General features: G+C 64.4%; 24 protein-coding genes. 13 read left to right on the top strand and 11 right to left on the bottom strand.

All coding sequences use genetic code 11. The features are described from left to right. Positions 1-28: 28 nt before the first annotated feature. On the bottom strand, positions 29-226 hold the full coding sequence (locus NCG91_RS14770; RefSeq protein WP_077408563.1) for a hypothetical protein: 198 nt from the start codon (positions 224-226) through the stop codon (positions 29-31). Positions 227-491: 265 nt separating this feature from the next. On the opposite strand from NCG91_RS14770, the gene argH reads away from it, so the two are divergent. Further along, positions 492-1,889 (top strand): argininosuccinate lyase, encoded by a 1,398-nt coding sequence (gene argH / locus NCG91_RS14765; RefSeq protein ID WP_251350221.1) that lies wholly within the window; start codon positions 492-494, stop codon positions 1,887-1,889. 51 nt (positions 1,890-1,940) lie between these two features. On the opposite strand, the gene NCG91_RS14760 is transcribed toward argH, so the two are convergent. After that, complete coding sequence (locus NCG91_RS14760) at positions 1,941-2,597, bottom strand: hypothetical protein (RefSeq protein WP_099666466.1); 657 nt, start codon at positions 2,595-2,597, stop codon at positions 1,941-1,943. 672 nt (positions 2,598-3,269) lie between these two features. Between NCG91_RS14760 and NCG91_RS14755 the strand changes: the two genes are divergently transcribed. The 12 genes from NCG91_RS14755 to NCG91_RS14700 all read left to right on the top strand — a co-directional run bounded on the left by NCG91_RS14755 (position 3,270) and on the right by NCG91_RS14700 (position 15,968). Further along, on the top strand, positions 3,270-5,801 hold the full coding sequence (locus tag NCG91_RS14755) for a M4 family metallopeptidase (RefSeq protein WP_251350220.1): 2,532 nt from the start codon (positions 3,270-3,272) through the stop codon (positions 5,799-5,801). A gap of 243 nt (positions 5,802-6,044) precedes the next feature. Next, entirely contained in the window at positions 6,045-7,238 is a 1,194-nt protein-coding gene (locus NCG91_RS14750) for a type II secretion system F family protein (RefSeq protein WP_251350219.1), read from the top strand. 22 nt (positions 7,239-7,260) lie between these two features. Then, entirely contained in the window at positions 7,261-8,958 is a 1,698-nt protein-coding gene (locus tag NCG91_RS14745) for a GspE/PulE family protein (RefSeq protein ID WP_251350218.1), read from the top strand. Further along, positions 8,945-9,733, top strand: coding sequence for a hypothetical protein (locus tag NCG91_RS14740; RefSeq protein ID WP_251350217.1), 789 nt, complete (start codon positions 8,945-8,947; stop codon positions 9,731-9,733). Before NCG91_RS14745 ends, NCG91_RS14740 begins: the two co-directional genes overlap by 14 nt. Next, positions 9,724-10,266, top strand: coding sequence for a hypothetical protein (locus tag NCG91_RS14735; protein WP_251350216.1), 543 nt, complete (start codon positions 9,724-9,726; stop codon positions 10,264-10,266). The genes NCG91_RS14740 and NCG91_RS14735 overlap by 10 nt, the downstream gene beginning before the upstream one ends. Then, positions 10,254-10,874 carry a type 4a pilus biogenesis protein PilO gene (locus tag NCG91_RS14730; RefSeq protein WP_251350215.1) on the top strand — a complete coding sequence of 207 codons (621 nt, stop codon included), beginning with the start codon at positions 10,254-10,256 and terminating at the stop codon, positions 10,872-10,874. The genes NCG91_RS14735 and NCG91_RS14730 overlap by 13 nt, the downstream gene beginning before the upstream one ends. Next, on the top strand, positions 10,871-11,407 hold the full coding sequence (locus NCG91_RS14725; RefSeq protein ID WP_251350214.1) for a hypothetical protein: 537 nt from the start codon (positions 10,871-10,873) through the stop codon (positions 11,405-11,407). The genes NCG91_RS14730 and NCG91_RS14725 overlap by 4 nt, the downstream gene beginning before the upstream one ends. 17 nt (positions 11,408-11,424) lie before the next feature. After that, complete coding sequence (locus NCG91_RS14720) at positions 11,425-13,308, top strand: secretin GspD/PilQ domain-containing protein (RefSeq protein ID WP_251350213.1); 1,884 nt, start codon at positions 11,425-11,427, stop codon at positions 13,306-13,308. After that, positions 13,305-13,787 carry a type II secretion system protein gene (locus tag NCG91_RS14715; RefSeq protein ID WP_354004617.1) on the top strand — a complete coding sequence of 161 codons (483 nt, stop codon included), beginning with the start codon at positions 13,305-13,307 and terminating at the stop codon, positions 13,785-13,787. The genes NCG91_RS14720 and NCG91_RS14715 overlap by 4 nt, the downstream gene beginning before the upstream one ends. A gap of 5 nt (positions 13,788-13,792) precedes the next feature. Further along, positions 13,793-14,176, top strand: a complete 384-nt coding sequence (locus tag NCG91_RS14710) for a type IV pilin protein (protein ID WP_251350212.1) — start codon at positions 13,793-13,795, stop codon at positions 14,174-14,176. Continuing rightward, on the top strand, positions 14,163-14,699 hold the full coding sequence (locus NCG91_RS14705) for a type II secretion system protein (protein ID WP_251350211.1): 537 nt from the start codon (positions 14,163-14,165) through the stop codon (positions 14,697-14,699). The genes NCG91_RS14710 and NCG91_RS14705 overlap by 14 nt, the downstream gene beginning before the upstream one ends. Before the next feature lie 45 nt (positions 14,700-14,744). Next, positions 14,745-15,968 (top strand): M24 family metallopeptidase, encoded by a 1,224-nt coding sequence (locus NCG91_RS14700; RefSeq protein ID WP_251350210.1) that lies wholly within the window; start codon positions 14,745-14,747, stop codon positions 15,966-15,968. Here NCG91_RS14700 and NCG91_RS14695 read toward each other — a convergent pair. The 9 genes from NCG91_RS14695 to NCG91_RS14655 all read right to left on the bottom strand — a co-directional run bounded on the left by NCG91_RS14695 (position 15,965) and on the right by NCG91_RS14655 (position 25,733). Next, positions 15,965-17,545, bottom strand: coding sequence for a methyl-accepting chemotaxis protein (locus NCG91_RS14695; RefSeq protein ID WP_251350209.1), 1,581 nt, complete (start codon positions 17,543-17,545; stop codon positions 15,965-15,967). The two genes, NCG91_RS14700 and NCG91_RS14695, sit on opposite strands and share 4 nt — an antisense overlap. A 61-nt stretch (positions 17,546-17,606) precedes the next feature. Further along, the gene (locus tag NCG91_RS14690) at positions 17,607-18,014 is read right to left on the bottom strand and encodes a type 2 periplasmic-binding domain-containing protein (RefSeq protein ID WP_251350208.1); all 408 of its coding nucleotides are present in this window, start codon (positions 18,012-18,014) and stop codon (positions 17,607-17,609) included. A gap of 10 nt (positions 18,015-18,024) precedes the next feature. After that, the gene (locus NCG91_RS14685; protein WP_251350207.1) at positions 18,025-19,287 is read right to left on the bottom strand and encodes a hypothetical protein; all 1,263 of its coding nucleotides are present in this window, start codon (positions 19,285-19,287) and stop codon (positions 18,025-18,027) included. Positions 19,288-19,681: 394 nt separating this feature from the next. Then, positions 19,682-21,733 carry a phenylacetic acid degradation bifunctional protein PaaZ gene (paaZ, locus tag NCG91_RS14680; RefSeq protein WP_251350206.1) on the bottom strand — a complete coding sequence of 684 codons (2,052 nt, stop codon included), beginning with the start codon at positions 21,731-21,733 and terminating at the stop codon, positions 19,682-19,684. 32 nt (positions 21,734-21,765) lie between these two features. Next, the gene (paaY, locus tag NCG91_RS14675; RefSeq protein WP_077408581.1) at positions 21,766-22,380 is read right to left on the bottom strand and encodes a phenylacetic acid degradation protein PaaY; all 615 of its coding nucleotides are present in this window, start codon (positions 22,378-22,380) and stop codon (positions 21,766-21,768) included. Between the two features lie 9 nt (positions 22,381-22,389). Continuing rightward, a complete protein-coding gene (locus NCG91_RS14670; RefSeq protein WP_099668356.1) occupies positions 22,390-23,118 on the bottom strand; it encodes an ABC transporter ATP-binding protein in 729 nt (242 codons plus the stop codon). Further along, entirely contained in the window at positions 23,118-23,873 is a 756-nt protein-coding gene (locus tag NCG91_RS14665; protein WP_099666449.1) for an ABC transporter ATP-binding protein, read from the bottom strand. The genes NCG91_RS14670 and NCG91_RS14665 overlap by 1 nt, the downstream gene beginning before the upstream one ends. A gap of 1 nt (position 23,874) precedes the next feature. Further along, complete coding sequence (locus NCG91_RS14660) at positions 23,875-24,858, bottom strand: branched-chain amino acid ABC transporter permease (protein WP_251350205.1); 984 nt, start codon at positions 24,856-24,858, stop codon at positions 23,875-23,877. Beyond that, positions 24,855-25,733: a branched-chain amino acid ABC transporter permease gene (locus NCG91_RS14655; protein ID WP_230538975.1), complete on the bottom strand. Its 879-nt coding sequence runs from the start codon at positions 25,731-25,733 to the stop codon at positions 24,855-24,857. The genes NCG91_RS14660 and NCG91_RS14655 overlap by 4 nt, the downstream gene beginning before the upstream one ends. Between the last annotated feature and the right edge of the window lie 34 nt (positions 25,734-25,767).

The following is a 25,767-nucleotide window of genomic DNA, read 5'->3' as shown; positions in this document are numbered from 1 at the left end:
TGCTACTGCCTGCATGGCATGGCCGCGCTTACAGGGCGGCTTTTTCTTCCGCGCTCAGGCGCTTGGCGCTGACGTACACGGTGTGCATGGTGACTTGCTCGGCACTGGCCGCAATGGGTGCCGGCGCGGCGCGGAACTTCGGCACGGCGGCGGTAGCCAGGCTGGTGGCGGCGGCGATGGCGATGATGGCGACGAAGATGGCTTCCATGTTTTTAGCGATGTTCATGATGATGTCCTTTGGGTGGCTGGTTGTGTGCTGCGATGATTGAACTGTAGGCCGATCCCCCCTGAACCGCCATCGAATTGCGACCAAACGCACGATTCGCGGGACAGAATACAAAAAGCCCGGATGGAACGCACAACGTGCACACGCCGTGGCATTTGAGGCTTGCCAGCCCCATTCCTGGCCATTTCAGCGCCCTGCAAGCCCCTAAAAGCCCTACCGCCGGCCAACCTTGTTTATAATCGCCCTACACTAAAGGACTTCTTTCATGACTGATCAATTCTCCAAAAAGGGCGAAGCCTGGTCGGCCCGGTTTTCCGAACCGGTCTCGGACCTCGTCAAGCGCTACACAGCTTCTGTATTTTTTGACAAGCGCCTGGCGCTGTTCGACATCGAAGGTTCGCTGGCCCATGCGGAAATGCTGCATGCGCAAGCCATCATCAGCCCGGCCGACTACGCGGAAATCCAGCGCGGCATGGCGCAAATCTCGCAGGAAATCGCCGCCGGCCAGTTCGAATGGCTGCTGGACCTGGAAGATGTCCACCTGAATATTGAAAAACGCCTGACCGAACTGGTAGGCGATGCGGGCAAGCGCTTGCACACGGGCCGTTCGCGCAACGACCAGGTGGCGACCGACATTCGCCTGTACGTACGCTCCGCCATCGACGACATCACCGCCCTGCTGGCGACGTTCCGCGGCGCGCTGACGGATCTGGCCGAACAGCATGCCGACACCATCATGCCGGGTTTTACCCACATGCAGGTAGCCCAACCGATCACCTTCGGCCACCACATGCTGGCATATGTCGAGATGTTCGGCCGCGACGCCGAGCGCATGGCCGACTGCCGCAAGCGCGTCAACCGCCTGCCGCTGGGCGCCGCCGCCCTGGCCGGCACCACCTTCCCCATCGACCGCCTGCGCGTGGCCAAGACGCTGGGCTTTGACGACGTCTGCCACAACTCGCTCGACGCCGTGTCGGACCGCGATTTCGCCATCGAATTTTGCGCCGCCTCCGCCGTGCTGATGATGCACGTGTCGCGCATGGCCGAAGAACTGGTGATCTGGATGAGCCCACGCATCGGCTTCATCGACATCGCCGACCGCTTCTGCACCGGCTCGTCGATCATGCCGCAAAAGAAGAACCCGGACGTGCCGGAACTGGCGCGTGGCAAGACGGGTCGCGTGTATGGTCACCTGACTGGCCTGCTGACCCTGATGAAAGGCCAGCCGCTGGCCTACAACAAGGACAACCAGGAAGACAAGGAACCGCTGTTCGACACCGTCGACACCGTCATCGACACCCTGCGCATCTTCGCCGACATGGCCGGCGGCATCACGGTAAAACCGGAAGCGATGCGCGCGGCAGCCCTGCAGGGTTACGCCACGGCGACCGACCTGGCCGACTACCTGGTCAAGAAAGGCTTGCCGTTCCGCGACGCGCATGAAGCGGTGGCCCTGGCCGTGCGCGCCTGCGTCGACGCCGGCTGCGACCTGGCCGACCTGTCTTTGGAGCAGCTGCGCGCGTTTTCCCCGCTGACGGATGAAGACGTGTTTGCCGTGCTGACCCTGGAAGGCTCTGTCGCCGCGCGCGACCACGTGGGCGGCACCGCGCCACGCCAGGTACGCGCCGCGATCGCCCGCGTGCGTACGCAACTGGAAAAATAAACGGGCTGCGTCCCGCCAGCGCCCCGCTGCATCGCCGCAGCGGGGCGTTTTTCATTGGGCGACGATTTTCGACAGCACGGCAAAGGCGGCCCCCGTCTGCGATGCTTCCAGCAGCAAGGTCAGCTCCGTGTAGGTGCAGATGATGTTGATCAGGTTGATGCGCTCCCACGCCAGGCGCTTGAGGATGGCGTGATACACGCCCGGCGTATAGCAGGTTTCGGGCGCCAGGTGCAAGGTCACGGCCGTCACGCGTTCGAGGCGCGCCAGCTCCTGCTCTTCGCCGAAAACCTCTTCCACCAGCGCATGCAGGCTGCGGCTGCAGATCACCATCACCTCGTTGACGCCGCGCGTGACGGTAATGAACGTGCCCCGCTGGGGCGCGGCCAGCGCCAGCAACTGGCGCTGGCAGGCATACGTCTGGTCGGAGTAACGGTAGGTAAAAATCATCAGCTCGCTGCGCGTGGACAGTTCTCCCGCACGGTGCGCCAGCACGATCTCGCCGCTTTTCTGCTGCGGCATCCGTTCGGCCAGGCGGCGCAGCGCCATCACCACGGCGGCCTGGCCCACCGGTTTCCATAAATCGCTCTGCAATTGCGGCTGCAGCTGGCGCGCCAGTTCCGACAGGTTGAGCAAGCCCCGGCCCAGTCCCTCGCTGAGAAAGGCCGATTCCATCACGATCTGTTCCACTTTGGTCGCTATCGAAAGCATAGTTCGTCGGGCCGGTGATTCCGGTGCACGCACCAGGAGCCGGCAACCCTTCCTGAAAAAAGGATGCACTGCGCCAGCGGCCGCACCGGGCGGCGCGGTCGGACTCGCTGAAAAGCCCCCCTCGCGGGGGAAGGGCCGGTTGGCGGCGGCTAGGAAGGCGGATGCAGCATGAATGCCGCTCCAGAGGGGAAATGGCTGAAACCAACAGCAGAAAACAGAACTGACGTCATGTGAAACTCCCGATTTTTTTCCCGATGCGCTGTATCTGGACGCGGTCATTGCCGCGTGCGCTTTTTTTGTCTTCGCGTGATCCGCTGGGGACCACATGAAGAGCTAGTGTAGATCGCAACATTTAAAAAATGCAACAGTGTTTTTCCAACAGAGCGCTCCATTAGGGGAAGTAGTCCAAAACAAAAGTTGCAGCTTGTGGTAGATCAAACTTTCCAACGATACAGCGCTGATAAATGTTCAATTCTTAACAAAAATTCGCGTAGTGACCCATTTCTTGAATTTTTTGACATGGCGATCTCGACAAGTTTAGTGTCCCCCTACCCGGCGTCATGCCACCACAAAACGGCAGGCTATCCGCCCGCCGCCAGGCACGCCGGGGTGGCCATCAGGCATCGCGGCCAGCTCATTCACCATTTCCTTAACCGATACCATGGAGCAGAAATGAATTTACGTTTGACGATAGTTGCCGCATCCATCGCCGCCCTGCCGCTGATGGCCACCACGGCAGATGCCGCCTCGCCGCTGCCACAGACCCTGATGGCCGCCCCGGTCAGCCTGGCCTCTCCACAAGAGAACGCCAGCCTGGTCAACAAGCTGGCCGCGCAGGCACGCAGCCGCGGCCTGAATACCGAGCATGGCTTTGCCGTCGGCGCCCAGCATCCGGGCGTCAGCGGCACGCGTGTGAGCCGCGTACAGCACACCTACAAGGGCTTGCCCGTCTTCGGTTCCGAGACGGTCGTGGTCAGCAACAACGCCGGCGACATCGTCAGCGAATCCGTGTCGGACCGCGCTTCCGGCCTCGGTAGCGGCGGCGTCAATTCCGTCACCCGCAGCGCCACCACCGATATCGACACCACGCCGGCCGTCAGCGCCGCAGCCGCCATCGCCGCCGCAGTGAAAAGCATCGGCGTGCCGGCCGTCGACCACGTGCCGCCGCATGCGCAACTGCTGATCTACCCCGTGATGAAAACGGTGCGCGTGGCCGGCGCCGAGAACAAGTCGGAAGCCGCGCTGAACGCCCTTGACGTGCAGGACGTGGTCGACCACTACGAGCTGGCCTACCTGGTGCAGACGCGCATGATCAGCGGTAACAAGCCCGTCTACTACGACACCGTCGTCAGCGCCAAGGATGGCCGCATCCTGCGCCAGTGGAAAGCCCTGAAAACCGTGGCCGGCATCGGCAACAGCCAGTACAACGGCCAGGTACCGCTCAACACCACGCTCACGGGCAGCACCTACACCATGAAAGACCCCAGCCGCGGTACCGGCGGCAGCTTCGGCGGCATGGCCATCACGAATGCCAACCACGGCACCACCTCGGGCAGCGTGTACAGCAGCACCAGCAATACCTGGGGCGACGGCCAGCAATACATCAACGGCGGCAGCACCACCAACGCCAACGGCCAGACGGCGGCCGTGAACGCGATGTGGGGCCTGATGAACACCTACGACACGCACAAGAATGTGCTGGGCTGGTCCAGCCTGGACGGCAACAACACGGCCACCCACATCGCCGCCCACGTCAACACGGCCTACGACAACGCCTACTACGACAGCAGCTGCAAGTGCATGTACATCGGCGACGGCGGCAGCTCGTTCAACAACCTCGGTTCCATCGACGTTATCGGCCACGAAATGGGCCACGGCATCACGGACGCCACCTCGGGCCTGATCTACTCGCAAGAGTCGGGCGGCTTGAACGAATCGAGCTCGGACATCGCCGGCGAAATGGTGGAAGCCTATGCGCGCGCCGGCGGCACGGGCACCAGCATCCCCAACACGGGCAACGATTGGATGACGGGCAAGGAAATCGCCAAGAATGGCCAGCCGCTGCGTTGGCTGTACAAGCCAAGCAAGGATGGCAGCAGCCCGAATGCGTGGAGCAGCACCATCAAGAACCTCGACGTCCACTACAGCAGCGGCCCGAACAACCGCATGTTCTACTTCCTGTCGCAAGGTTCGAACTCCACGTCCAGCAGCGACTACTACAGCTCGTACCTGAACAAAAGCCCGCTGGCCATGACCGGTATCGGCAGCGACAAGGCTTACCGCATCTGGTTCAAGGCCGCCACTACCAAGTTCACCTCGTCGACCAACTATGCCGACGCGCGCAACAAGGTGCTGCAGGCAGCCGAGGAACTGTATGGCGTGGGCAGCGCCGAGGCTATCGCCGTCAAGCGCGCGTATGCGGCCATCAACGTGGGCGCCGACGTCGATGAATCGACCACGGGCGGCGCGGTGACCATCACCAGCCAGCCGGCCAGCATCACCGTCGCACCGGGCGCCACCGCCTCGTTCGCCGTGGGCGCGGGCGGCGGCACGGCGCCGTACACCTACAAGTGGTACCGCAACGGCGCCGTGATCAGCGGCGCCACGTCGCCTGCCTACAGCTTCACGACCGTGGCGGCCGATAGCGGCGCCGTGTTCAAGGCCACGGTGACGGATTCGTCCTCGCCCGCCGTGACGGCCACGTCGAACAACGCCACGCTGACGGTGGGCACGAGCAGCGCCACCGAACGCGTGACGAACGGCGGCTTCGAGTCCGGCGCCACGGGCTGGAGCGGCACCACGGGCGCTATCGGCACCTTCACGGGCCAAACCGCATACGAAGGCACGCAGTATGCCTGGCTGGGCGGCAATGGCGCCACAGCCAGCGAATCGCTGACGCAAAGCGTGGCCATTCCGGCCGCCGCCACGTCCGCCAGCCTGACCTTCGCGCTGCATATCGACACGGCTGAAACGGGCAATACCGTGTACGACAAGCTGGTCGTCACCGTGAAGAACAGCGCCGGCACGGTGCTGGGTACCCTGGCCACGTATTCGAACGTGAACAAGGCAGCCGGCTACCAGATCCGTACGTTTGACCTGATCGCCTACAAGGGCCAGACCGTGCAGATCTCGTTCGCCGCGACCGAGGACGCATCGCTGCAAACCTCGTTCGTGATCGACAAGGTCAGCTTGGTTACCCAGTAAGCGGCTGAACATGCGGGCAAGCCATCGATACAAGGCTTGCCCGCACAGCACGATTGATTTTCTGGCAATTACAGTCTACCCTGAGGCAGTAATTGCATCTTGCCTGCTGCCGGTACCCGCGACGAATTGAACTTTTTTTAGATTGTTCCTGACCGATGCCTACTTCGACCTTGTCCGCACGCGCTTTCCCCCATTCCAGTCTGTCCATTTTTACGCCTGCCACCATGCTCGCCTGACGCGGCCATGCAGTTCCACCTCCAGGTGCAGGGCCCGGCGGGCAGCCAGGCGCTGGCCATCGACGCCGCCAGCGAGGCCGAGGCGATCCGCGCGGCCGTGCGCGGCGGCTGGCGCGTGCTGGCCGTCGACGATGGCGCGGCGCAGGAGGCTGGCGTCGCGCCGCGCCTGGGCAAGCAGGGCTTGCCCCTGCTGCAATTCAGCCAGGAGCTGCTGGCCCTGCTCGAAGCGGGCCTGAACCTGGGCGAGGCCATGGCCACCCTGCACAACAAGGAAACGCGCGCGGGCGCCAAGGCCACCCTGGCCGCCATCGTGCTCACCCTGCAGCAAGGGCAAAGCTTTTCCGACACCCTGGCCGGTTTCCCCGACATCTTCCCCGACATTTACATCGCCACCGTGCATGCGGCCGAACGCTCGGGCAACCTGCCCGAGGCGCTGGCGCGCTTCGTCGGCTACCAGCTGCAGTTCGACGCCATCCGTAAAAAACTCATTTCCGCCGCCATCTACCCGTGCATGCTGCTCGTCGTCGGCGGTCTGGTGACCCTGTTCCTGCTCGGCTACGTGGTGCCGAAGTTCAGCGTCGTCTACGAAAGCTCGGGCCGCGAAATCCCGTGGATGTCGCAAATGCTGCTCGGTTTTGGCCAGACCCTGGCCGCGCATCCGCTGCTGTGTGCCACGGCGCTCGCCGCCGCCGTTGGCGCCGTGGTCTTCGGCATCGCCAATACCGGTGCGCGCCAGGCCCTCGTCTTGCGCCTGCTGCGCCTGCCCGTGCTGGCCGGGAAGGCGGCGGAATTCCGCCTGGCGCGCTTCTACCGGGCCCTGAGCCTGCTGCTGCACGCCGGCATCCCGCTGCACAAGGCGCTGGCCATGGTCGCCCCCATGCTGCTGCCGGCGCAGCAGGAGCAACTGGCGCAGGCGCGCCGCGCGGTGCAGGAGGGCATGCCGTTTTCCACCGCGCTGGAACACGCCGCCATGGCCACGCCCGTGGCGCAATCGCTGCTGAAAGTGGGAGAAAACACGGGCCGCCTGGGCGACATGCTGGAACGCTCGGCCAAGTTCCACGACGAGGAATTCGCCCGCTGGGTGGACTGGGCCTCGCGCCTGCTCGAGCCGCTCTTGATGACCGTCATCGGCGTCGTCATCGGCGGCGTGGTGGTGCTGATGTACATGCCGATCTTTGAACTGGCCGGGAGCTTATCGTGAACGTTATCGTGAGGGTCACGCCATGAACGCACGCGACGAAGAACGGGCCGTGCTCGATGCCGCCATGCTGCGCCGCGCCCACGCCAGCGCGCTGGAACAGGGCCGTCCGCAGATGGCCGTGCTGCAGGAAACGGCGGCCCTGCCGCCCGAAGTCTTTTTGCGCCAGCTGGCCGCCCTGTTCCGCTACCCGGCCTGGACGATGGCCGAGCTGCAAGCCGCCTTGCCCGCCTTTGCCCTGCTGCCCTACACGGATTGCGCGCAGCGCGACTGCGTGCTGCTGCAGCCGAGAGTCCCCGGCGCACCACCCGTGCTGGTCATCGGCAACCCGTTTGCCGAAGACTTGCTGCAATGGGCCGACTTCGCCCTGTCCACGCCTTTCACCGTGGCGCTGGCGCACCCGGACGACCTGGCCGCCTACCTGCAGCAGCAGGAAAGCGTGCAGCAGGCGATGCAGGAAATGCAGCACGGGGATGACGTTCCAGGACTCGACCAGAGCATCGAAGACATCTCGCTGATCCGCATCAGCGAGGACAGCAGCCCGGTGGTAAAACTGGTGAACTCCACCATCTACGACGCCCTGAAATTCCAGGCCAGCGACATCCACCTCGAATGCGACGTGGCCAGCCTGGTCATCAAATACCGCGTCGACGGCGTGCTGGTGCAGGCGGGCCAGGTGCAGGGACTGGCGATGGCGGAACAGATCATCTCGCGCATCAAGGTCATGGCCGACCTCGACATCGCCGAGCGCCGCATCCCCCAGGATGGCCGCTTCAAAGTGCGCGTGAAAGGGGCGGAGATCGATTTCCGCGTTTCCATCATGCCCAATATCTTTGGCGAGGACGCAGTGCTGCGCCTGCTGGACCGGCGCGCACTGACGGAGGCGGCGCAGGCGCTGCGCCTGGAAAGCCTGGGCCTGAACGAGGACGCCATCGAACAGATACGGCGCCTGGCCGCCAAGCCGCACGGCATGCTGCTGGTGACGGGGCCCACGGGTTCCGGCAAGACCACCACGCTGTACGCGGCCATCACGGAAATCAATACGGGGCGCGACAAGATCGTCACCATCGAAGACCCCGTCGAATACCGCTTGCCGCGCGTGCTGCAAATCCCCGTCAACGAAAAAAAGGGGCTGACGTTCGCACGAGGCCTGCGTTCCATCCTGCGCCACGACCCTGACAAGATCATGATCGGCGAAATCCGCGACGACGAGACGGCGCAGATCGCCGTGCAGGCGGCGCTCACGGGCCACCTGGTGTTTACCACCGTGCATGCGAATAACGTCTTTGATGTGGTCGGGCGCTTCCTGCACATGGGCGTCGATGCCTACAGCTTTGCGGCCGCCCTGAACGGCATCGTGGCGCAGCGCCTGCTGCGCCTCAATTGCGCCCATTGCGCCGTCGACGCCAGCGCCGAGGTGCTGGCCGATGCGCAGCAGCTGCGCGACAGCGGCCTGGCCCTGCACCAGGTGCAGGACTGGCAATTCATGGCCGGCAAGGGCTGCGGCCACTGCCGCGGCACCGGCTACAAGGGCCGCAAGGCCGTCGCCGAGGTCTTGATGCTCAGCGACGCGATGCGCGAAATGATCTGCACGCGCGCCCCCCTGAGCCAGATGAAGGAAGAAGCGGCGCGCAACGGCTTTCGCCTGGCGCGCGAAGCGGGCCTGGACCTGGTACGGCGCGGCGAAACCACTTTAGCGGAGCTCAATCGTGTCACTTATTGAACGCCTTACCCGCGCCACCCTGTGCCTGCACCTGGCGCCGCACGGATTGGACGGCGTGCTGCGCCGCGCCAGCCGTCCCGTGCCTGGCAGCGCCTTCCACCTCCCCATTGCCAATCCCGACGCCAGCTGGGAAGTGGCGCTGGCCGCCCTGCGCGACTGGCTGGAACAAGATGGCGACAAAAAAATGCCGCTGGCCGTCAGCCTGGCCAGCCGCTGGTGCGCCATGCTGATGGTGCCGTGGAGCGGCGCCCTGCTCGACGCGGCCAGCGCACAGCGCTTCCTGCACAGCCAGTTCGCCGCCGTCTATGGCGATGGCGCACGGGCCTGGCGCCTGGCTGCCGACGATGCATCGTACGGCAAGCCGCGCCTGGCCTGCGGCGTCGATGCGGCCCTGCTGCAAGGGGTGCAGGATGCAGCCGCCGCGCATGGCCGGCGCTGCCTGTCCATCGAACCCATCGTGGGGCCGGCCTGGCGCAGCATCGCCGGCAACAAGCCTGCCGCCTTCGCCCTGGTGGAAGCGGGACGGCTACTGCTGGCCACCAGCAGCGACGGGCGCATCACGGCCCTGCATAGCCAATCTTGCGGCGCCGCCTGGGGCGACGAACTGGATCGGGCGTGGCGGCGCTGGAACTTGCGCGCGCCGCAGCTCGACGCCATCGAACACGTAGCGCTGCTCGACCTGAGCGGCGTGCCGCAGGATGCGCTGCCGGCGCGCTTTCAGCCCCTCCCCGTGGCCGGCGCCGCCCACCTGATGCGGGAGGCTGCATGGGCCTGAGCCGCCTGGAATTGCTGGCGCCCGGTACAGTGCAGACATTCAGCGGCTGGCGCCTGGCCCTGTGCCTGGCGGGCGGCTTGATGCTGCTGCCGGCCGCCGTGTACTGGCTGGTGCAGGCGCAGGAGACACGGCGCCTGGAAGCGCAGTTGGCCCAGCTGCAGCCCGCGCGTCCCGTGCGTGCGCCCTTGTCCGCCAGCCAGCAGCGCGAACGCGACAGCGAACTGAAACAGGTGGCCGTCGCCGTGCGCCAGCTCAACCTGCCCATCACGCGCCTGGTCAGGACGGTGCAGCCGCCGCGCGACGTGCGCATCGCCTTGCTGGGGCTGGACCTGAATGCGCAGCAGGGACAGGATGGCGCCAGCGTCCTGAAGATCGCCGCCGAAGCGGAAACGCCGCAGGACATGCTCAACTACCTGGCCTTCCTGAACCAGCAGCCCATGTTCGGCTCCGTGTATCTGCTCAAGCACGAGATGAATGCGAACGCGCCCGAACACCCGTACCGTTTTCAGCTGGAGGCGCAATGGCGGCAATAAAATCCGTGCTGAAAGCCAGCACGCCCGTGGCCCATCCACGCCTGCAACTGCGCCTGCCGCCGCGCCTGCGGTGGGAAGCGCAACGGCTGTGGCGTACCCTGGGCTGGCCCAGCGCCATCGGCGCGGCCTGCCTCGCGCTGGCCGCTTTCGCCATGCAGCAAGGCGATGCGCTGGCCGCGCGCCAGCAGCAACTGGCGGCGCAACTGACCGCTGCGGCCAGACAGTCGGCGCTGCCGCCGGCACCAATCGCGCTCGATGCCGATGCGGACAGCCTGGCCGCTTTCCACGCCTATCTGCCCGCGCACGACAGCATTCCCGAGCAGCTGAAAACCTTGCTGGAAGTGGCGCAAAAGAGCGGCGTCACCCTGGCCAAGGCGGACTACAAGCCGCAGGAGGATGGCAACACGGCCTTCCTGCGCTACCAGATCACCCTGCCCGTGAAAGCCGAATACACGCAGCTGCAAACGTTCATCGTCGACGCCTTGCAGGAGCTGCCCACCCTGACGCTTGACTCCGTGCTCTTCAAGCGCGAGCAGATCGAAGCGGGCGAGATCGACGCCCGCATCCAGTTCATCCTGTTGGTGAAGAAGCCGGAGGTACGCCGATGAAAAAAGCCGTACTGGGAGGCGCCGCCGTGGCCACTTTGCTGGCCGCCCTCTTCGCGCCCGAGGATGAAGGCAGCATCGTGGGACCGGCCACGGCCACCACGCGCCAGGTGGAGCGGGTGGCGGTCGCGCCTCTCGCTGCAGTCGCCGCGCCGCAAACCAATCGCGCGCTGGCCATCCATCCGCGGCGCGCACTCGACGATGACGAGGCGGCCACCCTGTTCGCCAAGCAAAGCTGGCAGCCGGAGACGCCGAAAAAGATCATGCTCGACCAACAGGCGGCGCAGGCCACGCGCGCTGTCGCCGCCGTCGACGCGAACGCACCGCCGCCACTGCCCTTTCAATTCCTTGGCCGTTTCGTCGACGAAGGCAAGGCTGCCTACTTCCTGCAAGCGGGTGAACGCAACGTCGTGGCGCGCCCCGGCGACACGCTCGAAGAGCGTTACCGCTTCGACGGCGTGGTGCAGGGCGCACTGCAATTTACCTATCTGCCGCTCAACCTGAAACAGACACTCGCCGTAGGGGACCTCAATTGAAACGACGCGCCGCACGTATGTCTCGTACTATCCTCACCCTGCTGCCGGTGCTGTCCCTGCTGGCCGCCTGCGCCGGCAACCAGGCCTACAACGACGGCCAGGCCATGCTGGGCGCCGGTCGCACGGAACAGGGCCTGGCCCTGCTGGAACAAGCGGCGCAAGCCGAGCCGACCAACGCCAAGTACCGCATCGCCGTCACGAATGGCAGGATGCGCGCGCTGAACAACCTGAACGGCCGCGCCGAAGCGCTGCGCCAGCAAGGCAAGCTACCCGAGGCGCAAGCGCTGTACCAGCAGGCGCTGGCGCTGGATGCCAGCAACGATGTGGCGCAGCGGGGCCTGGCCGGCGTGGCGCAGGATGAGCGGCACCGCAAGTTGGTGCAGGAAGCGCAGGCCAGTTACCAGCGCGGTGGCGAAGCGAATATCGCGCAGGCGCAGGAAGCCTTGCGCCAGGTGCTGCAGGAACGCCCCGCACAGCGCGAGGCGCTGGCCCTGAAAAGCCGCATCGGCGAGGCGCAGTCAAAAAACCTGCCATCCGGCGGCAAGCTGGCGGCCGCCTACCGCAAACCCGTGACCCTGGAATTTCGCGACGCGCCGCTGCGCTCCGTGTTCGATCTTCTTAGCAAGGTGTCGGGCCTGAACTTCGTCTTCGACAAGGAAGTCGACCCGGCCCTGCGCGCCACCATCTCCGTGCGCGACACCAGCATCGAAGAGGCGATCGCCATGCTGCTGGGCGCCAATCAGCTGGAACAAAGCGTCACCAGCGACAAGTCGATCACGATCTACCCGAACACGCCGCAAAAGGTGAAGGATTACCAGCAGCTCGTGGTGCGTACCTTCTTCCTCGCCAATGCGGACGTCAAGACAGTGGCGTTTTCCATCAAGACCCTGCTCAAGGCCAAGGACGTCGTCACGGATGAACGCCTGGGCATCATCATGCTGCGCGATACGCCGGAAATGGTGCGCATGGCCGAGCGCATCATCAACGTGCAGGACCTGGCCGACCCGGAAGTGATGCTGGAAGTGGAGGTGCTGGAAGTCAAGCGCACGCGCCTGATGGAACTGGGCGTGCGCTGGCCGGACCAGGCCAGCCTGACACTGGCCGGCGTCGCAGGTAGCACGGGGGGCCTGGGTGGCTTGAAGGTGGCGGACCTGCACCGCATCAATGGCGACAACATCAACCTCGGCATCGGCGGCGTCACCCTGAACGCCAACAAGACGGACAGCGACAGCAATATCCTGGCCAATCCGCGCATCCGCGTACGCAACAAGGAAAAGGCCAAGATCCTCATCGGCGACCGCGTGCCTGTCATTACCGTCACGACGAATAACGGCGTCAGTTCCGACAGCGTCAACTACATCGACGTGGGCCTGAAGCTCGACGTCGAACCGAACGTCTACCTGGACGACGAAGTGGCTATCAAGATCAACCTGGAAGTGTCGAATGTCGTCAAGGAAGTCATCAGCAAGACGGGCACGCAGGCTTACCAGATCGGCACGCGCAGCGCCTCGACGGTCCTGCGCCTGAAAGACGGCGAAACACAGGTGCTGGCGGGCCTGATCAGCGACGAGGACCGGGGTACGGCCAACAAGGTGCCGGGCGTGGGCGAACTGCCCGTGCTGAACCGCCTGTTCGGCAGCCAGAAGGACGACGCCATGCGCAGCGAGATCGTGCTGTCGATCACGCCGCGCCTGCTGCGCAGCATCCGCCGCCCGGATCTGATGACGGCCGAATTCAATTCCGGCACCGAGGTATCCGTGGGCGGCCGCGCCAGCGTGGGTGGTAGCCCCGAAGCCGTCGCCGCGCCCGAGCAGGCCGCCCCACGCAGCGGCTCGCCCATGACGGGCGGCGACGAGGCGCCAGCGGCCGGCGACAAGGCCACTGTAAAGGGTGGCCAGTGAGGTGGCCAGTGAAGCAGCGGGGCTTTACCTTCATCGAATTGATGATCACCCTGGCGATCATGGCGACTCTGGCCACGGTCGCCGTGCCGATGGCGCAGGTGGCGCAGCAAAGGGCGAAGGAACAGGAGTTGCGCAGCGCCCTGATCGAGATACGCGAAGCGATCGATACCTACAAGCGCGCTTCCGACAATGGCCGCATCAAGCTTTCGCTGGGCGCTTCCGGCTATCCGAAAAAACTCGAGGAACTGGTCGAGGGCGTGCCCGACCAACGCAGTCCCTCGAAGCAGAACATCTATTTTTTACGCCGCCTGCCGCGCGACCCGTTCCTGCCCAGGGAAGCCGGCAGCGCGGCCGACAGCTGGAGCAAGCGCGCCTACACCTCACCGCCCGACAATCCCAGCGAAGGCGAAGACGTGTTCGACGTCGCCTCGCGCTCGACCAAGGTGGGCCTGAACGGCGTGCCGCTCAAGGAATGGTGATTTCGATGCCCTGCTCATATCCGCGCCGCGGTTTTACCCTGGTCGAACTGCTGGTGGTACTGGCGATCATCTCGCTGCTGCTGACGATCGCCATTCCCCGCTATTTCGGCTCGGTGGAAAAATCGAAGGAGGTCGCCCTGAAGGAGAACCTGCAGGTGCTCAGGAGCGGCCTGGATAAATACTATGCCGACAAGGGCGAGTACCCGGCCGCGCTGGCCGACCTGGTCACCCACCATTACTTCCGCAGCGTGCCATTGGATCCCGTCACGGAGTCCGCCGCCACCTGGCAACTGATCCCTTCGCCGAATGGCGAAATCGGTGGCGTGGCGGACGTGCGCAGCGGCGCCAAAGGCAAGACGCGCGAGGGCATCCCCTTTGAGCAGCTCTAGTTTCCAGCGCCGCGCACGGGGCTTCGCGTATATCTGGACCCTGATGCTGGTCGCCTTCATGGGCGTGGGCCTGGTGCTGGCCAGCGAATTGCATGCCACGGCCGCGCGGCGCGACAAGGAGCGCGAGCTGCTGTTCATCGGCCATGAATTTCGCAATGCGCTGGGCCGCTACTACGACAACACGCCGGGCGACGGGCGGCCCCGCTATCCATTGACCTTGCAGGAACTGCTGCGCGACCCGCGCTTCGCCAACGCCCGGCGGCATTTGCGCCGCCTGTATGCGGACCCCGTCACGGGCAAGGCGGAATGGGGCGTGCTGCGGCAGGAGGGCCGCATCGTCGGCATCCATTCGCTGTCGCCGCAACTGCCCATCAAGCAGGACAATTTTCTCGACGAAGACGCCAGCCTGCGCCGCAAGCAACGCTACGCGGACTGGCACTTCACGTATCCGCACGACCTGGTGCTGGCCCCGCCCGATGCCGCCGGCGGAGCACCCGGGCTCAAACCGAAAGGCGCGAACTGATATCATGCCCGCATTCCATATTCAGCATCGAACAAAGGAGCAGGCATGAGCATAGGTGGCACTTCCATCGAACAGGCATTGGCATCGCTGTCGGACATGACGTCCGGCATGGTCGCCATCGGCAAGGACGAACATGCGCAGCGCATCGCCAAGGCGCAGGCGTTCATGCGCAAACAGGGCATCGCCGCGATCTACCTGAACGCGGGCGCCAACCTCACCTATTTCACTGGTACCAAGTGGTATGCCAGCGAACGCATGGTGGGCGCCATCCTGCCGGCCAGCGGAGAGCTCGAATACATCGCTCCCGCCTTCGAGGAAAGCACCCTGACGGGCTTTATGCTCATCGAGGGCAAGGTCAATTGCTGGGAAGAGCATGAAAGCCCGTACCAGCTGTTCGTCGACGCGCTGGCGCGCATGGGCATAGCCCAGGATGCGGCCGCGCCGCCGCGCGTGGGCATCTGCGAAAGCGCTGCCTTCTTCATCTACGACGGCATCAAACCGCTGGCCCCCGGCTACGCGCTGGAAAATGCGCGCGCCGTGACGGCATACTGCCGCAGCCGCAAGTCGCCGGCCGAAATCGCCTTGATGCAGCGCGTGATGGACATGACCCTGGCCGTGCACGTAGCCACAGCCAGCATGCTGTATGAAGGCATCACGACGGTGGAAGTGGAAGAATTCATCCAGCGCGCGCACCGCAAGGTGGGCGCGCCCCGCTCGTATTTCTGCATCGTGCTGTTCGGCGAAGCGACCGCCTATCCGCATGGCGTCAACTACGTGCAGACCCTGAAAGCGGGCGACATGGTGCTGATCGACACGGGCTGCCAGGTGATGAACTACATCTCCGACATCACGCGTACCTATGTGTTTGGCGCCATCAGCGAACGCCAGCGCAGCGTGTGGAACAGCGAAAAGGCCGCGCAGGCAGCCGCATTCGCCGCCGCGCAGCTGGGCGTACCCTGCGGCGACGTGGACCGCGCGGCGCGCGTCTCTTTGGCGTCGGACGGCTTTGGCCCCGGCTACAAGCTGCCCGGCCTGCCGCACCGCACGGGCCACGGCATCGGCCTCGATATCCACGAATGGCCTTACCTGGTGGGCAACGACACGACGCCGCTGGACGTCGGCATGTGCTTCTCGAACGAGCCGATGATCTGCATCCCCGGCGAATTCGGCATCCGCCACGAAGACCATTTTTACATGACGGAAAACGGCCCGCGCTGGTTCACCGAACCAGCGCACAGCATCGACGATCCGTTCGGGCTGAAGGTTTAAGCCGCCTTCGTCAACGCCAGCCGCCGTGCCGCTGGCACGGTGGTGATCGCCGGCGCGCTTCCCTGCGCCAGCTTGAACACAGCCAGCGCCGTGCCCAGTTGCACGGCCTGTTCCTGCAGCGATTCGGCCGCCGCCGATGCCTCTTCCACCAGCGCGGAATTTTGCTGCGTCATTTGATCCATGCTGCCGATGGCCACGCCGATATCGCCGATGCCAGCGCTTTGCGCCTGGCTGGCGGCGCTGATCTCGGCCATGATGTCGGCCACTTTTTTCACGGAATCGACGATCTGCCCCATGGTCAGCCCCGCCTCGTCGACCAGCTTCGAACCGACATTCACCTTGGCCACCGAATCGCCGATCAATTGCTTGATTTCGCGCGCCGCTGCCGCGCTGCGCTGCGCCAGGTTACGCACTTCGGACGCCACCACGGCAAAGCCACGCCCCTGTTCGCCCGCGCGCGCCGCTTCCACGGCCGCATTCAGGGCCAGGATATTCGTCTGGAAGGCGATGCCGTCGATGACGCCGATGATGTCGACAATGCGTCTGGATGACTCGTTGATCTCGCCCATGGTGGTGACCACCTGGCTGACCACTTGCCCCCCCTTCACGGCAACCGACGATGCCGACACCACCAGTTCATGCGCCTGGCCCGCGTTGGCGGCGTTGTCGCGCACGGTGGCGGTCAGGCTGTCCATGCTGCGCGCTGTCTGATCCAGGCTGCCCGCCTGCGATTCCGTGCGCGCGGCCAGGTCCGCATTGCCCTGGGCAATCTCGGCACTGGCCACCTGAATGGTTTCAGCCGACGCCTTGATGTCCGAGACCATGCCGCCGAGCTTGGCGCGCATCTCCTTCAGCGCCGCCAGCAAGCTGCCCTGGTCGCCCGCCTCGGTCACGATATTCATCGAGAGGTCGCCATCGGCCACGGCGCGCGCGATCTGGCGCGCGTATTCGGGTTCACCGCCCAGCTGCTGCCAGATGGCGCGCACGACGAAATGCGACACGGCCACCAGGCAGACGATGACGGCCAACGCCACGGCGATACTGGTATTGAGCGCATTGCGCACATTGGCCGCGCTGCGTTCGATGCCCTGCTTGAACTGTATTTGCGCCTGTTCGTTGGTTTTTTCCAGGTCCGTGTTGAGCACCGCCAGCGCACCCTGCATGCGCGCCACGGTCGCTTGCGGATCGCCCTCCTCCATTTCCAGCATGATGCGCGCCGCGCTCAGCGCCGGCGCATAGTAGGCATCGAATTCCCTGGCCAGGCGCTGGCCCTGTTCGCGCTGGCCGGGGATCGCCGCAAAGGCCGCCAGCTTGGCGCGCAGCTTGACGGCCTGGCCGCCGACTTGCCCGATACGCTCCTTGTCGCCTTCGCTGACGGCATCGCGCAGGGCGTCGCCGACGGCGGCCACGTCCAGGGTCAGCGACTTGGCCATGTCAAGCACGGGATAGTCGGCGCTTTCGGTGGCGTGGATGGAATTGAGCGTGGCTGTGGACAGATAGGCGCTGACGGCCAGCCCCAGCCCGAAAATCACGGCCGAGACGACAGGCAGCGCCCATATCTTGCGTTTGATGCTCATTGCTGTCTCCTGATGTTGATCGATTGTCGGGCCGCCGCATGGCGCGCGGCCCGAGCAGGCTTTATGGCGCCGTCAGCACCACTTTGACGGTGCCGTCGACGGCACTCTTTTCGATATAGCCGATGGCTTTCGGATCGGCGGCCACGGCCTTCTTCACGTCGGCGCTATTGGCCACTTCCTTCGGCAAGGTCGCCTTGCCCGTGAAGACCAGCTTGGACCACAGGGCCTTCGCTTGCGAGGGTTCCTTGTCCGTCACTTTCTTGTAAAACTCGGCGCGCACGGGGGCGCTTTCCGGCTGGTCGATCGGCGTCATGGCCGTCGATTTGCCGAGGAAAAACTGCGCCACCTGTTCATTCGTCATGGCGCCGGCGGCGCTCTTCGGATTGACCACCACGACCACTTCGGCCATGGCGGGAACAGCGTTCGACAGCGCCAGCAAGGCAGCCACATACAAGATCAATGGTTTCATGCGGCGCTCCTTAGAAAACGAAATCGATGGCGGCGGCAGCCACCGTGACGGGACCGTGGAAACCGGGCTTGGCTTGCACGAACAGCCCGGGGCCATTCTTCGGCTTGATGCGGTCGATCTGCACCTTCAGCGCGGCCGAACGGTGGAAGTCCCAGCGCACGCCGATGCTGTCCGTCGACTGCTCCAGCTGATTACGCATGTACGCGAGGGTGTCTACGCCGGCCGACAGGGTGCGCAACGTCAGCGTGCAGGCTGCCGGATACCCGGCAGGGCAGGATGCGGGCACGGTGTTGTTCACGCGGCCATCGGCCTTCAGGCTGGCGTGGCTGTAGTACGGCAGGAAGGCGCCGATGCGATAGCCGCCCATCACGTACCACGAAGTGCTGTCGCTGACATAGCTGTCCGTCTTGCGCTTCGCATATTCGGACTGCACCAGGACATTGTTCCAGTCCAGGCCCAGGCCCACGGACGTGAATGACGCCTTCTTGTCCTTGACTTCCAGCGCATCGGCCAGGGCACCCAGCTGGGCGATCCGGTAGCCGCTGCCGGCCGCGCGCAAGCTGCCCATCAAGGTGTTCAGGCTGGGTGAATCGTTGATCGTCAGCCTGGTTTCGGCACGGCCGAAGCGCACGGTGACGGGGCCATGCTCGGCCACCACGTTGAGGGCGACGATGGACTTGCCTTCCACCTGCACGGTCGAATCGGGGCCCGTGGCCAGGGTGGCCTTGGTGCGGCCCAGCGCCAGCTGCGTGGTGATGCTGGTATCGCCCGCGCTGAACTGATAGGTACCGTCGACGCCATCGATGCTGTTCAGGGGAACCTGCGAATACATTTCGCCGGGCGGGCGCAGCATGGTGTTGGCATAGCCCACGTTGCGATAATCGGAAATCATGAAGACGGGCAGACCCATGCGACCGACGCGCACGCTGAAGCTGTCCGACACCTTGGCCTTGGCAAAGGCCCAGGCCAGTTCGGCGCCGAAATCGTCCTCGCCATCCTTGCGCGCCAGGCCCTGCACGGTGGCCGACAACCAGGGATTGACGGTGACATTAGCTTGCAAGCCCAGGTTGGAATCGATACCCGTGCGGGCAGTGCGGCCGGCGCCGGCAGCCTGGTTCGGGCGCGCGAACTGCGCGTTGTCGGTATCGGCCATGGTCAGGGCGGCAGTACCGTAACCGCTGATCTTGACCGCGGGACCAGGGGCCTCTTCGGCATAGGCATGGCTGATGGCCAGGGGCATGGCCAACAGGAAAATCAGGACGTGTTTATTCATAGTAATTAAATACCCGTAGCGGTGAACGTTAATCGTGGAATGGGACTCGCGGTCGATGGCTCACCGGCCGTAAAAGGCCGGGTCCGTTTTTTTCGCGCCGCCACCGCATCGTTGAGCGTGTTTGGCGGCGTGACCAGTGAGTAAAACCATGCTACAGAGAAAAGGTTTTACGTTGGAAAGTTTTCTTGAAGCAATGAGCGAATTCGCCCGTTTTCAAGGAAAAAGCACGCGTTCTAGAGGTATTTATCTAAATAGCACGCTGTGCAAAACCACACTTAGGCTATATTTTTCATACACTTATGGATAATTCAAGAGAAAAATAATCCGACTAAAAAAAACGCCACCCACACGAAAATCGCGGGTGGCGACGGTCAATGCCGTACTGCAGAAACGCTTACTCGCGCTTCGATACCAGGGTCAAAATATCGTAGCTGGCCACCAGTTCTTCGTTCTGGTTCGTCACCTGCACGTCCCACGCCACCACACCCTGTCCCACGCCAAACACGTCCTTGCGGTTGCGGTCGACCTTGCGCTTGCACGTCAGGCGCGCGCGGATGGTGTCACCGATGGCGACGGGAGCGACGAAACGCAGGTTGTCCAGGCCATAATTGGCCAGCACGGGGCCGACGCCGGGCGAGACGAACAGGCCCGCAGCGGCCGACAGCACGAAGTAGCCATGGGCGATGCGCTTGCCGAACTGCGACTCCTTGGCGGCGATTTCATCGAAGTGCATGTAGAAGAAGTCGCCCGAGATGCCGCCGAAGGCGACGATGTCCGCTTCACTGACGGTGCGGCGATGCGTGAGCAGCGAGTCGCCCGTCTTCAAGTCCTCGAAGTGCTTGCGGAACGGGTGGATCGGGCTTTCGTTGACGTCCGCGCCGCGCACGTACTCGCCCGTGATGGCCGCCAGCATGGTCGGCGAGCCTTGCACGGCCGCCCGTTGCAGGTAGTGGCGCACGGCGCGCACGCCGCCCAGCTCCTCGCCGCCGCCCGCGCGGCCAGGGCCGCCGTGCTTCAGCTGCGGCAGGGGCGAGCCATGGCCCGTCGAATCGACGGACGCCACACGCTCGAGCACGTGCACGCGGCCATGCGTGGCCGCCACTTGCGGCACCACGCGCGCGGCGATCTTCGGATCGCGCGTCACCAGGGTGCTCACCAGGCTGCCCTTGCCGCGTGCGGCCAGGGCCAGCGCCTCGTCGATGTCCTTGTAGCCCATCATGGTGCTGACGGGGCCGAACGCTTCCACGTCATGCACGGCGTCGTTGCCGAAGGCGTCGCGGCACAGCAGCAGGGTCGGCGAGAAGAAGCTGCCATCCTGCGCACCATCACCGAGCGGATTGAAACCGTCGGCCGCGCCGAACACCACCTCGTTGCCCTGCGACAGGGTGGCGACACGCTCGGCCACATCATTCTGCTGCTCTTTCGATGCCAGCGCGCCCATGCGCACACCCTCGATGGACGGGTCGCCCACCACCACCTTGGCCAGGCGCTCGCGCAGGCGCGTGCCGACGGCGTCCATCAGGTGCTCGGGCACGATGATGCGGCGAATGGCCGTGCACTTCTGGCCCGACTTGCCCGTCATCTCGCGCACGACTTCCTTGACGAAGAGGTCGAATTCCACATCGTCCGGCGTGACGTCCGGCGCCAGGATAGCGCAGTTGAGCGAATCGGCTTCGCCGTTGAACGGCACGGAATTGATGATCAGGTTCGGATTGGTGCGCAGCTTGGCGGCCGTGGCAGCCGATCCCGTGAAGGTGACGAAATCCTGGCCATTCAAGCGATCCAGCAAGTCGCCCGTGGAACCGATCACCAATTGCAGGCTGCCAGCAGGCAGCAAGCCCGATTCGTGCATCATGCGCACAACGGCCTGCGTCAGGTAGCTCGTCGCCGTGGCCGGCTTGGCGATGCAGGGCATGGCCGCCAGGAAGCTCGGGGCGAATTTTTCCAGCAAGCCCCAGATGGGGAAGTTGAAGGCGTTGATGTGCACGGCCAGGCCGCCGCGCGGCACCAGGATGTGCGTACCGGCGAAGCCGCCCTTCTTGCCCAGCGCGATAGCCGGGCCTTCATGCAGCACGTTCGACGACGGCAGCTCATTGCTGCCCATGCTGGCGTAGGCAAACAGGGTGCCCGTTCCGCCTTCGATATCGACCCAGCTGTCGGCGCGCGTGGCGCCCGACAGGTGCGAGATCGCGTACAGTTCTTCCTTGCGCTCGACCAGGTACAGCGCCAGTGCCTTCAGGCGGGCGGCGCGCTGCTGGAAGTCCAGCGCCATCAGACCGGGCACACCCGTCTTGCGCGCATACGTGACGGCTTCGTCGAAGTCGATCTTTTCCGCATGCGTGTGATAGATGACGCGGTTGTTCAAGGCGCTGTGCAGGGGCACGGCGGCGCTTTCGCCCAGCCAGCGGCCGGCGATCAGGCTTTGCAGGGTGGATATGTGAGCCATGTGGTTTACTCCTATGTTGGTTTACTGCGTGCTTACTGCGCTGCGGCGTTCTTGTGCAAATGCAGCGGCAAGGCCGATTCGAAATTCAGGCGTTGGCGGTTCGCCTCGACTTCCGTCAGGGCTTCCACTTCACGCATTGTCTGCATCGAGCGCACGGCCAGCTCGTGGTACTGGCCCGTGCCCGAGCTTTTCCATTTGATTTCATCGTCGGTCAGCGCGCGGATGATCTTGGCCGGCGTGCCCACCACCATGCTGCGCGGCGCGACGATCATGCCAGCCTTCACAAAACTCATGGCCGCGACGATGGATTCCTCACCGATGATGGCGTTATCCATCACCACGGCGTTCATGCCGACGAGCGCATTGCGGCCGATGCGGCAGCCGTGCAGCACGGCGCCATGGCCGATATGGCCATCGACTTCGACCACCGTGTCACAGCCGGGAAAGCCGTGCATGACGCAGGTATCCTGCAGATTCGCGCCCTCTTCCAGGATCAAGCGGCCGAAGTCGCCGCGGATCGAGGCCAACGGGCCGATGTAGCAGCGCGGGCCGACGATCACGTCGCCGATCAGCACCGCGCTCGGGTGCACATAGGCGCTGGGATGGACGACGGGGGTGACGCCGTTGATTTCATACACTTTGACCATACAGACTCCTTACATGCCCAGATAGGCGCTTTGTACCTGTTCGTTATGCAGCAATTCGGGACCGGGACCGGACAGCGTGATGGCGCCCGTCTCGATCACGTAGCCCACGTCGGCGATCGACAGGGCGGCGTGTGCGTTCTGCTCGACGAGGAAGATGGTGATGCCCTGGTCGCGCAGTTCGGCCACGATGCGGAAGATTTCCGCGATCAGCAAAGGCGCCAGGCCCATGCTCGGTTCGTCGAGCAACAGCAGTTGCGGGCGGCCCATCAGCGCGCGCGCCATGGCCAGCATCTGCTGCTGTCCGCCGGAAAGCGTCCCGGCCAGCAGCAAGCGCTTTTCCTTCAGAATCGGGAACAGGCCGTACATGCGCTCCATGTCGCCCGCCACGTCCTGCGGGGGGCGCGTGAAGGCGCCCAGGCGCAGATTGTCTTCCACCGTCATGGGGCCGAACACTTGCCGTCCTTCCGGCACCTGGCAGATACCGCTGCGCACGCGCTTGTCGGCGCTCATGCGGCTGACGTCCTGGCCGGCGAAGGCGATGCTGCCGGCACTGATCGGCTGCACGCCGGAGATGGCACGCAACAGGGTCGTCTTGCCAGCGCCATTCGCGCCCACCAGCGCCACCAGCTGGCCCTGGCGCACCTGCAGGTCGATGCCGTGCAGGGCCTGGATGCGGCCGTAATGACTGGTCAGCCCTTTGATATCGAGTACCAGCGGAGCCTGAATTTCATTTTGCATCATGCCGCCACTCCCAGATACGCTGCCACCACGTCAGGATTGGCGCGCACTTCGGCGGCAGTCCCTTCGGCCAGCTTCTTGCCATAGTCGAGCACCAGGATATGGTCCGACAGGTTCATCACCAGTTTCATGTCATGCTCGACCAGCACCACCGTCACGCCCGACTGCGCCACCTTGCGGATCAAGGCTTCGATTTCGCCCGTTTCCGTGTGGTTCAGGCCTGCGGCCGGTTCATCGAGCAGCAGCACCTTCGGCTTGGCGGCCAGCGCGCGGGCGATTTCCAGGCGCTTCAAGGCGCCGTACGACATCTGCCCCGCTTCGTCATCGATATGCCGTCCCACGCCGACAAACTCCATCAAACTGGCCGCCTCGTCGCGGCAAGCCGCATCGGCGCGGCGCACGGACGGCAAGCGCAGCATGGAAGCGAACAGGTTCTGGTTCAGGCGCAAATGCGCGCCCACCATCACATTGTCGATGGCCGTCATGTTCATGCACACCTGCAGGTTCTGGAAGGTGCGGCTCATGCCGCGCCGCGCCAGCGCATCGGGCGACATGGCGGCCACGTTTTCGCCATTGAGCAAGATCTCGCCTTTGGTGGGCGTGTACACGCCCGTGATCAGGTTGAACAGGGTCGTCTTGCCGGCGCCGTTCGGGCCGATCACGGAATGGATATTACCTTCCTTGACAGTGAAGCTCACGTCCTGCACCGCGTGCACGCCGCCAAAGCTCTTGCTCAGATTGTTAATCGTCAGCATGTCACACCTCCTGCGCGGATTTGACGGGCGCCTTGGGCACGGCTGCCCGCTTGCGCGAACGGCTGGCCAGGCTGGGCACCAGGCCCTTGGGCATGAAGATCATGGTGGCCATCAGGATCACGCCAAACACCACCGTTTCCCAGCCTTCAAAACTGGACAGCAATTGCGGCAGGATCGTCAGCAGGGCCGCACCGATGATGGAGCCGAAGATCGACGCCATGCCGCCCACCACCACCATCGTCACCAGCTCGATCGAGTGGAAGAAGCCGGCCAGGTTGGGCGTGATGAAGCCGATGTAGTGGGCGCTGATGCTGCCCGCGATGCTGGCGATGACGGCCGACAGCACGAACACGCGCACCTTGAAGCGGGTCGTGTCGACACCCACCACGCGGGCCGCCACTTCCGAGCCGTGGATGGCCTGCAGCGCGCGGCCGACGGGCGAATCGATCAGGTTCAGGGCCAGCCACGTCACCAGCAACAACAGCACGGCGCACACCAGGTACCACGATTTCTCGCCGGCGATTTCCAGGCCGGCCACCGTGAAGGCGGACACGCCGATGCCATCAGGGCCACCCGTCCACTGCGTCTCGTTGTTGATGACGATGGAAATGATGATGCCCAGGCCCAGCGTCGCCATGGCCAGGGTATGGCCCTTGAGTTTCAACACGGGGCGCGCCAGCAACAGCGCCAGCAGGCCGGTGGCGACGGCGCCCGCCGCCAGCGCGGCCAGCGGCGGCCAGCCGTAGTGGGTGGTCAGCACGGCCGACGCATACGCGCCCAGGCCATAGAAACCGGCATGACCGAGGCTGATCTGGCCCGTGTAGCCCATCAGCAGATTCAGGCCGATGACGACGATGGCGTTCAGGGCGATGCGGATCGCCACGTCATAGTAGAACGCGTTAGTCAGGAACAGGGGCAGGATGGCCAGCACCAGGGCCAGCAACAACAAGCCGCCGTGGCGCGAGCGTGTGAAAAAGTTGGTCATACACGCTCCGAATTTTTAGCGCCAAACAAGCCTTGCGGCAGGAAGAACAGGATCAATAAAATCAGCACAAAGGGCACCGCATCCTTGTAGGCCGACGAGATGTAGCCGGCCGTCATGGCTTCGGCGATGCCGAGGATCAGGCCACCGGCAATCGCGCCCGCGCCGCCGCCCAGGCCACCGAGGACGGCGGCGACAAAGCCTTTCAGGCCCAGCATGATGCCAGCGTCATACGAGGTGTAGGTGATCGGTGCAACGAGGATGCCGCCGGCAGCACCCAGCAAGGCCGACAGGCCGAACGAGAACAGCAGCACCTTGCGCGTGTTGATGCCCACCAGTTGTGCCGCCAGCTTGTTGTGCGAGGTGGCCAGCATGGCCTTGCCCATCAGGGTGCGGCCAAAAAACCAGCCCAGCACCAGCACGATGACCACCGTGACGCCCAGCACCCACAGGCTTTGCGGCAGCAGGCTGGCGCCCAGGAATTCGATCGGCGCATCGCCGGAAAACGCCGGCAGCGAGTGCGTATCCTTGCCCAGCCAGATTTGCACCAGGCCGCGCAGCACGAGGGAGGCGCCGATGGTGATGATCAGGAGCGTGATGACCTGCGCATTTTGCGCCGGTTCGATCACGGTTTTTTCCATCAGCAGGCCAACGATACCCGTGGCGACGACGGCCAGGATGATGGCCAGCGGCAGCGGCACGCCGGCGGCCGACATCACGGCGGCCAGCATCCCGCCCAGCATGATGAATTCGCCCTGGGCGAAGTTGATCACGCCGCTGGTGTTGTAGATGATGGTAAAGCCCAGCGCCGCCAGCGCATAGGCGGAACCGACCGTCATCCCGGAATACAGAAATTGTAGAAATTGAGCGACTTCCATGGTGTCTCCATTATGTTCGGCTGCGCGCGAACCG

The sequence above is a fragment of the Janthinobacterium kumbetense genome (assembly GCF_023703445.1).
GTDB classification, from domain to species: domain Bacteria; phylum Pseudomonadota; class Gammaproteobacteria; order Burkholderiales; family Burkholderiaceae_D; genus Janthinobacterium; species Janthinobacterium kumbetense.
Note: the sequence above shows the minus strand (reverse complement) of the source record. Positions and strands in the feature narration are given on the sequence as shown.